This window comes from Arthrobacter nitrophenolicus, from assembly GCF_000332815.1.
Classification (GTDB): Bacteria; Actinomycetota; Actinomycetes; order Actinomycetales; family Micrococcaceae; genus Arthrobacter; species Arthrobacter nitrophenolicus.
Window position 1 is genome coordinate 21,612 of sequence record NZ_AOFD01000055.1, and the last position, 6,257, is coordinate 27,868.

At 66.4% G+C, this 6,257-nt stretch carries 10 protein-coding genes; 5 read left to right on the plus strand and 5 right to left on the minus strand.

From position 1 onward, the window contains the following. Together G205_RS16640 and G205_RS24115 are read right to left on the minus strand one after the other, a co-directional pair. Positions 1-1,143 carry a hypothetical protein gene (locus G205_RS16640; RefSeq protein ID WP_009359008.1) on the minus strand — a complete coding sequence of 381 codons (1,143 nt, stop codon included), beginning with the start codon at positions 1,141-1,143 and terminating at the stop codon, positions 1-3. A 134-nt stretch (positions 1,144-1,277) separates the two neighbouring features. Next, on the minus strand, positions 1,278-1,601 hold the full coding sequence (locus G205_RS24115; protein WP_420874316.1) for an HNH endonuclease: 324 nt from the start codon (positions 1,599-1,601) through the stop codon (positions 1,278-1,280). A 26-nt stretch (positions 1,602-1,627) separates the two neighbouring features. Between G205_RS24115 and G205_RS24120 the strand changes: the two genes are divergently transcribed. From G205_RS24120 to G205_RS16660, 4 genes are all read left to right on the plus strand, one after another. After that, positions 1,628-1,801, plus strand: a complete 174-nt coding sequence (locus G205_RS24120; protein WP_420874317.1) for a hypothetical protein — start codon at positions 1,628-1,630, stop codon at positions 1,799-1,801. Positions 1,802-1,993: 192 nt separating this feature from the next. Further along, positions 1,994-2,869 carry an NmrA/HSCARG family protein gene (locus tag G205_RS16650; RefSeq protein WP_083875090.1) on the plus strand — a complete coding sequence of 292 codons (876 nt, stop codon included), beginning with the start codon at positions 1,994-1,996 and terminating at the stop codon, positions 2,867-2,869. A 51-nt stretch (positions 2,870-2,920) separates the two neighbouring features. After that, positions 2,921-3,151: a hypothetical protein gene (locus G205_RS16655; protein ID WP_009359011.1), complete on the plus strand. Its 231-nt coding sequence runs from the start codon at positions 2,921-2,923 to the stop codon at positions 3,149-3,151. An 80-nt stretch (positions 3,152-3,231) separates the two neighbouring features. Continuing rightward, positions 3,232-3,696 (plus strand): DUF2087 domain-containing protein, encoded by a 465-nt coding sequence (locus G205_RS16660; RefSeq protein ID WP_009359012.1) that lies wholly within the window; start codon positions 3,232-3,234, stop codon positions 3,694-3,696. A gap of 28 nt (positions 3,697-3,724) precedes the next feature. On the opposite strand, the gene G205_RS16665 is transcribed toward G205_RS16660, so the two are convergent. After that, on the minus strand, positions 3,725-4,147 hold the full coding sequence (locus G205_RS16665) for a hypothetical protein (RefSeq protein ID WP_152419606.1): 423 nt from the start codon (positions 4,145-4,147) through the stop codon (positions 3,725-3,727). Between the two features lie 234 nt (positions 4,148-4,381). Here G205_RS16665 and G205_RS16670 point away from each other — a divergent pair, with 234 nt between their 5' ends. Next, positions 4,382-5,194 (plus strand): VanW family protein, encoded by an 813-nt coding sequence (locus tag G205_RS16670; RefSeq protein ID WP_235047029.1) that lies wholly within the window; start codon positions 4,382-4,384, stop codon positions 5,192-5,194. Positions 5,195-5,258: 64 nt separating this feature from the next. On the opposite strand, the gene G205_RS16675 is transcribed toward G205_RS16670, so the two are convergent. Both G205_RS16675 and G205_RS21965 read right to left on the minus strand, forming a co-directional pair. Then, complete coding sequence (locus tag G205_RS16675; RefSeq protein ID WP_009359015.1) at positions 5,259-5,672, minus strand: DUF4231 domain-containing protein; 414 nt, start codon at positions 5,670-5,672, stop codon at positions 5,259-5,261. Positions 5,673-5,697: 25 nt separating this feature from the next. After that, positions 5,698-6,257 (minus strand): hypothetical protein (locus tag G205_RS21965; RefSeq protein WP_009359016.1); only part of this gene is annotated, 560 nt, incomplete at its 5' end.

Sequence of the window (6,257 nt, forward strand, 5' to 3'; positions counted from 1 at the left end):
CTAACGCACGCGGATGTTCGACGGCTGGCCTGGGACGTCCAAGGGGTTCATTCCCACGGCCCGTGCCTGCAGCACGCACCACTTGCGCAGCTGCATGCCAAGCACCTTGGGGAGTGATCCGTGGTGCTGCTTCACCAACGGTGCGCCAACCGCTCCGAACAGGGAAACGCTGATGCCGGTGTCCCCGTGAAGCTGCGGATCATTGAGCACCGACCGCCATGCCCGTTCCAGCGCCTTGGCCGCGGCGTCCTTGCTGCCGTTGACACCCTTGAAGGTCCTGTCGAGATGAGCCTGCATCCGCTGCTGCTCGGTCAGCCCGGGGGCTTTGGCCGCTACCGCCGGCGGGGTTGCGGCTGTGGCAGGTGCGGGTGCGGGTGCCGGTGCGGGTATGGAAGCAGCGGGATGCCGGGCACTGTGGTCATCTAGTGGGGTGCCCGCCAGCATCAGGGCGGCAAGCTCCTCGTGCAGCGCAGCGATCTGGCGGTGGATCGCGCTGATCCGCTGGATCCGGTTCGCGTGCTCGCTCTGCTTCGACCTCTGGAGCTTGGCCTTCACATCAGCCGGAAGGCTGGTGCGGAACAGCGCACACAGGGCGGCGGCGAGGCCGAGCCGGGTGCCGCCGTCGGGCAGGACAAGCGGCGCGGGACTCGTGGCGGCCGAAAGGACAGCGGCCAGGTCCGGCTGGCTGCCGTAGACCCTGCCCCAGCGGATGCGCTCAATGACGGTCCGCTCGTCCACCTGCGGGGAGTACACGCTCTGCATGAGGCGCAACTGCGCGGGGTCGAAGCCCGGGAAATGCTCCGGAAGGATCGAGATCCGCAGGGCTGACCGGACGGCGTCGAGCTGGCGCGATACCTGCTCCACGGGGTTGGCCACCATCAGCCCGCCCTCCAGCTCCCACTTCGCTCCCGTGTCCGCCGCACACACGACCCGCTGGGGGAAGCCTTTCCACTCGCTGACCATCAGTGTCCCGTGCCGGGCGTTGTAGAAGAACCAGTCCACCTCCGCCACCGGCCTGCCCGGTGCATCGACCCGGCAGTTGCTGAACGCCCAGACGTCGTCGTCGAGCAGCTCGCTGAGCTTGGCCACATCGCGCGGGGAGGGACCGTGGGCAGCTGAATTGACGGAAGGAAAGTGCAGCAACGATGGCCTTCTGGGGAGCTCAGCCAGCCAAGGGACCCCCACGCCCAAAACCAGTCGCGCCTCGTGCGCTACGTCATCATCACCGGAGCGGCGGTCCGGCCGCAAGACCTATCCGGCATTGGGCCATGCTGCGGTCAGCGGAGCGGCTGCCGTTCGCCGACGCTCACTAAAGCGCCGGACGTGACGTAGTCCCGCCGCCGTCGTTCCAGCCGTTGCTGCTGCCCCGGCGACGGGATCCGGGCCCGTTTGGCCCGGTTGCACCTGGCGCAGGCGGCAACGAAGTTCTGCAGGCTGGTGGATCCGCCTTGGACCACGGATAGAAGTGGTCGCCGTGCTCGGCGGGGCGGGTGCAGCGTCGGCCGAACCCGGCCTCCAATTCGCATTGGCCGCCGGCCCGAGCCATGCCCTCGCGGCGCTGCTGGCGGGTGAAGCGCCGCACCGGTCCCGGCGTCGGACATCCCGGCTGATGAGGACGGCGGCCACGATGCCCAGCACGACGGCGGCCACGCCCGGCAGTGCAGCCGCAGCGACGACGCCGTTGACCAGATTTCCCAGGACCTCCCCGGCAGTGGATGGCCCCGTGCCGGTAACAGGTGCGGTTTTCGACATCAGCGCGTTCAGCACCGCGACGGCGAGCCACACCATCACTGCTGAGTAGGCCAGGCGTAGGCCCTGGCGTGTCCAGTAGATGCGTTTGAGATCCAGCATGAGTCGTCCCCCTCGTCCCCGGCCCGGTGAAAACCTCCTGACCGGACTACGGGGAATCGTACAGTGCAGGCGGTCGCGTGCGGCAGAACAATGATGTGGTTTTCAGGGTCCGCATTCCTCAGCCCTGGTGCCATACTGAGCCATGGTTTCTTCCTCTGGCGGGAGCACTCCCGGTGTGATTGCGGTGGTCGGTGCGACGGGGCGGCAGGGGTCGTCCGTGACCCGGCACCTCCTGAATGACGGATGGCAGGTGCGGGCGCTCACCAGGAACCCGTCAGGCGAGCGAGCCCAGGCTCTGCGCGCGCTCGGGGCCGAGGTACGGCAAGCGGACACCGAGGATCCTGCTTCACTCCGAACGGCCTTCGCCGATGTGTACGGGCTCTTCAACGTGCAGAATCCGCAGACCAGCGGTCTCGATGCCGAAATTCGCCAAGGCAGCAACGTAGCGGCAGCCGCCGCTGAGGCCGGCGTCCGGCACGTTGTGTACGGCGCGGCCGGAGTCGGGGAAGACAAGACAGGCGTGGGTTCCTGGGATTCGAAGCTGGTCATCGCCCGGCGGTTCCGTGATCTCGGGTTGCCCCTCACGGTGCTCCGGCCGATGGCGTTCATGGAACTCATGACGGATAAGGGCTACTACCCGCCGGTCTCCACATGGCACCTGATGCCGAAGCTGATGGGGCCGTCGCGGCCAGTCGGGTGGCTTTGTGTTGACGACTTGGGGGCCATCGCGGCCAGAGTGTTTGCGGATCCTGACCGGTGGACAGGTGCCGTGCTGGGGTTGGTGTCCGACGTCCAGTCGATCGACGAGTGCCGTGGGCTGTGGAAGGAGCGGACCGGAAAGAAGCCCCGGGGCTTCCCCATGCCGGTCTGGCTCTTCAAACGCTTCGTGGGAACTGACCTGATCACCATGTGGCGGTGGCTCCGGACGGAACGCTTTGACATGGGAACCAGCACGACCAGGGAAATCCTCCCCGAAGCCTTAACCGTGCAGCAGTGGCTGGCCCGGCAAAGCCTGTAGGAACCCGGATTTGGCCTCCTATTCCAAAGTCCTTAGTGGAAGACTTCGCGTATGGGCATCGAGCAATGGTGGACAAGACTGCAGCCATCCACGCGGGAATGGCTGATTGAAAACAACGGCGGCGTGGTGCCGGAAGACGTGGTGGCCGAGATCGCCCGCGCCGGGGGACCGGCCAGCGCCGATCCGTGGTGGGTAAGCCAGGGCGAAGAACCGGGCCACTATTTCCCGGACGAAGCCATTGATTGGGTCGAAGCGATGGCGAATGATGAGAACCCGGTCTAAGAAGATGCTTCCCGCTGCAGCCCTGGGAGGTGGCTTTGAACGGAGTCTCTGGTCTGAGCGGACCGCACTGGCGCAGGGTCATGGCCGCGCTTGCCAGCCGGGAGGCGCGGACAGCGTACGCGCAGATTGTGCTGGGTGAAGTCGTCCTGCCCGGCGCGAAGGAGCAGCGGCGCTCCAAAGCCATAGGCATGCTCCTTGAAGCTGGCCTGGTCGAGTGGTCCGGGGACAAGGGGCTTGAGGCTTCGGACACGGTCTTCCGCGGTCTCCTGTCGCAGCACCCGAAGCGCCAGCCCAAGACCGGGGTGGACCGCTTCCTCCGGCTTGGCCGGATCGACCGGTACCCGGCCAGCCCCGCCGACCGGCGTGAGCTTCTAGCCTGGGTGGTGGGCCAGGCCATCCGGTCGGGGGAGGACCTCACCGAGCGGCAGGTGAACGAGCGGCTCCTGAACTACACGGACGACGTCGTGCTGTTGCGCAGGTATCTCGTCGACTTCGAGCTGCTGGAGAGGACGGCGTCCGGGTCCTCATACCGGAGGGTGGTCTAGGACGTGAGGACAGTCCGGTGGGACGGGCCTAACCGCCGGCTGCAGGCTCGGGGCACTCGCTGCTCTCATGCGAGTTCCCCTTGCTTATCCCGCCCTTGGCAGTGGTGACATAGATGGAGACGGAGTTGGCGCGGCACGTCGTGTCGCCGTCGATATACGTTGTCTGGCTGTTTATGGTCGTCACGTTTTCGAGTTCGTTGTAGTGCCGCTTCCAGTCAAATGAGTCGCCATCCTCCTCGGTCCACTGATCCCGCGAGTTGGTCGTGTTGTAGTAGCCGCCATGGTGCCGCACCACTTCGTGATATTCGTAGCTGGATCCATCGTCGAAGACGAGTTCGCGTTGTTCCACGTGGGCGCCGTTGCCGCCGTCGTCGGTGTGCGCGGCCAGGGCCGGGGAGGCGGTGAAGGTGAGGGCGACGCCTGCGCAGGAGGCGGCAAACAAGCGCGACATGCGGTTCATTGTGGGGGGTCCTTTCGTTCCTCGTCGGGCTCCCCAGCGCGCGGTGAGTGAATGTTAGCGATGGCGTTCTACTGGCGTCAACCACTCCCGGGGAGTAGATTTTCCCGTTGTCACCCACCGTCGGGGAAGATGTGTCCGGCGGCGGAGGTCCGTACGCCAGGGCGCCCTTCGGGGCTTGTTATTGGGGAAACAGTGCCACGGAAGCTGTTCTGCGAAATCTCGCCAATGACGTACCGCATGTCGGTCCAGCGCATGATCCTCAAGCGGCGGGTCCAGGATCTCCTCTCCACCGCGGTCTTCGCCCGCCAGCGGCATGATGACCCCCTGCCTGCACTCGTGTACCGCCACAACTCCTTGATCCGGCGGAAGCTCGGCAATGTCGACCTGCACCTGCAGGAGAACAAGGCCGTCAGCCTCGGCATCGCGGCTCCCCTGGTGAACTCGGTGGTGATCCGGCCGGGGGAGACCTTCTCCTTCTGGAAGCTCGTGGGGAACTGTACGGAGGCCAAGGGATACCGGGAAGGCCTGGTCATCAACCACGGCCGCCCGGACTCGGGCATCGGGGGAGGGCTGTGCCAGTTCACCAACCTCCTGCACTGGATGGTCCTGCACAGTGAACTGACCGTCGTGGAACACCACCATCACGGCGACCTGGACCTGTTTCCGGACTTCAACCGCCAGATCCCGTTCGGCTCGGGCACCTCGATCATCTACAACTACCTGGACTACCGGGTCCGTAACGACACCGGCCAGGCCTACCAGTTCCTGGTCAGCACCACGGACGAACACCTGTGCGGCGAGCTCCGCGCCGAGCGGGTCCCGGACGTGAAGTTCCACATCCGCGAAGAAGACGCCTACTTTTACGAATCAGACGGAAAGGTCTACCGCCACAACAGGGTCATGCGCCTGACCAGGGACAAGAGCACCGGGCTCGTGACAGCAAAGGAACTCGTCATCGAGAACAATGCCTTGGTCCTCTATGACCGGGCACTGATCAACTCGCCGATCCTTGACGTTCCGCCCCTCCCCGCGGCCTAACCGCCTTCCGAACGGCCCGGCGCCTGCTGCTGGCTGGTGGTCCACTTGGCGTGCTCCTGGGAGATCAGGCCCTCGATCCGCTCCGCCAGCTGCCGGTGCCGGTCGCGCCGAGGTAGGGTCCGGCCTTGGCCAGGTACAGGTAGCGCTCGTGCTTGAGCGCCTCCGCGGTGGAGCGGTACGTGATCCAGCGCTCCTGGAACTGGTAGAGGTGCTGGGCTCCCTCCAGGACCACGATGACGGCGGCCAGCGTGCCGGTTGCCAGGGCCGGGCTGCCGATCCCCGCAACCACCGGCAGCGCCGCAGCGACCGCCAGCTCCAGGAGCTTCAGCCACTTGTAGCGCCGCTGGTTGTCCCCGCTCCTGCCGTCGTACCAGGTGATCTGGTCCTCCAGCCGGTCCCAGGTGGGATCCGCCGTGGCCGGCGGAGGGACGGCCTTGATCCGCCGCGCCCGCACGGGTCCATGCTCCCGGTGCTCCATCCGTATCCCCTTCAACCGACGCCGGCTATTCGGCCAGGACGAAGAACTCCTGCCACCTGTCGGGGCAGAAGCGTTCCCCGGCCAGTACATAGCAGGGCCAGATTGTCCACGAGCCGGCGCTGTCGATCAGGACCCGGCCCTGGGCGTTGACGGTTTCACCGGGCTGAAGGACCTTTCCTTCGTTCATGTCCTCGGTATCCCGGTGGTCATCAGCCGGGTCCCGCACCCCCACAAACGTGTACTCCAGCTCCAGCCGCTGGTCCGTGGTGTTGGTCAGGGCATAGCTCACTGTGACGGTGTCACCCACCCGGGGAGACTCAGGATCGCGACGGCTTGCCGCTTGCAGCCCCGTCAGGCGCAGCCCGTCTTCGCTCGTCACCGGCGAGGAGTCGACTTCGATCCCGCCGCCCGCCCCGACCGGCGCCCCGCCGCCGGAGTTGGCATCCGGCGACGATCCCGGCTGCAGGTTCGCCACGAGCAGGACCACCAGCAGGACCACGACGACGACGGCGGCCGCCCCGGCCAGGACCAGCGCCCGCCTGGGGAGGGGCCGGGCGCTGCCTGTCCCCGGGCTGGGGTGCGGCC

Bases quoted from the DNA above. Each gene is read 5' to 3' on its own strand.
- G205_RS16670 (WP_235047029.1), top strand. From the start codon at position 4,382: ATGACGTACCGCATGTCGGTCCAGCGCATGATCCTCAAGCGGCGGGTC.
- G205_RS24115 (WP_420874316.1), bottom strand. From the start codon at position 1,601: ATGTCCGACGCCGGGACCGGTGCGGCGCTTCACCCGCCAGCAGCGCCG.
- G205_RS16655 (WP_009359011.1), top strand. From the start codon at position 2,921: ATGGGCATCGAGCAATGGTGGACAAGACTGCAGCCATCCACGCGGGAA.
- G205_RS16650 (WP_083875090.1), top strand. From the start codon at position 1,994: ATGGTTTCTTCCTCTGGCGGGAGCACTCCCGGTGTGATTGCGGTGGTC.
- G205_RS24120 (WP_420874317.1), top strand. From the start codon at position 1,628: ATGCCCAGCACGACGGCGGCCACGCCCGGCAGTGCAGCCGCAGCGACG.
- G205_RS16660 (WP_009359012.1), top strand. From the start codon at position 3,232: ATGGCCGCGCTTGCCAGCCGGGAGGCGCGGACAGCGTACGCGCAGATT.
- G205_RS16675 (WP_009359015.1), bottom strand. From the start codon at position 5,672: ATGGAGCACCGGGAGCATGGACCCGTGCGGGCGCGGCGGATCAAGGCC.
- G205_RS16665 (WP_152419606.1), bottom strand. From the start codon at position 4,147: ATGTCGCGCTTGTTTGCCGCCTCCTGCGCAGGCGTCGCCCTCACCTTC.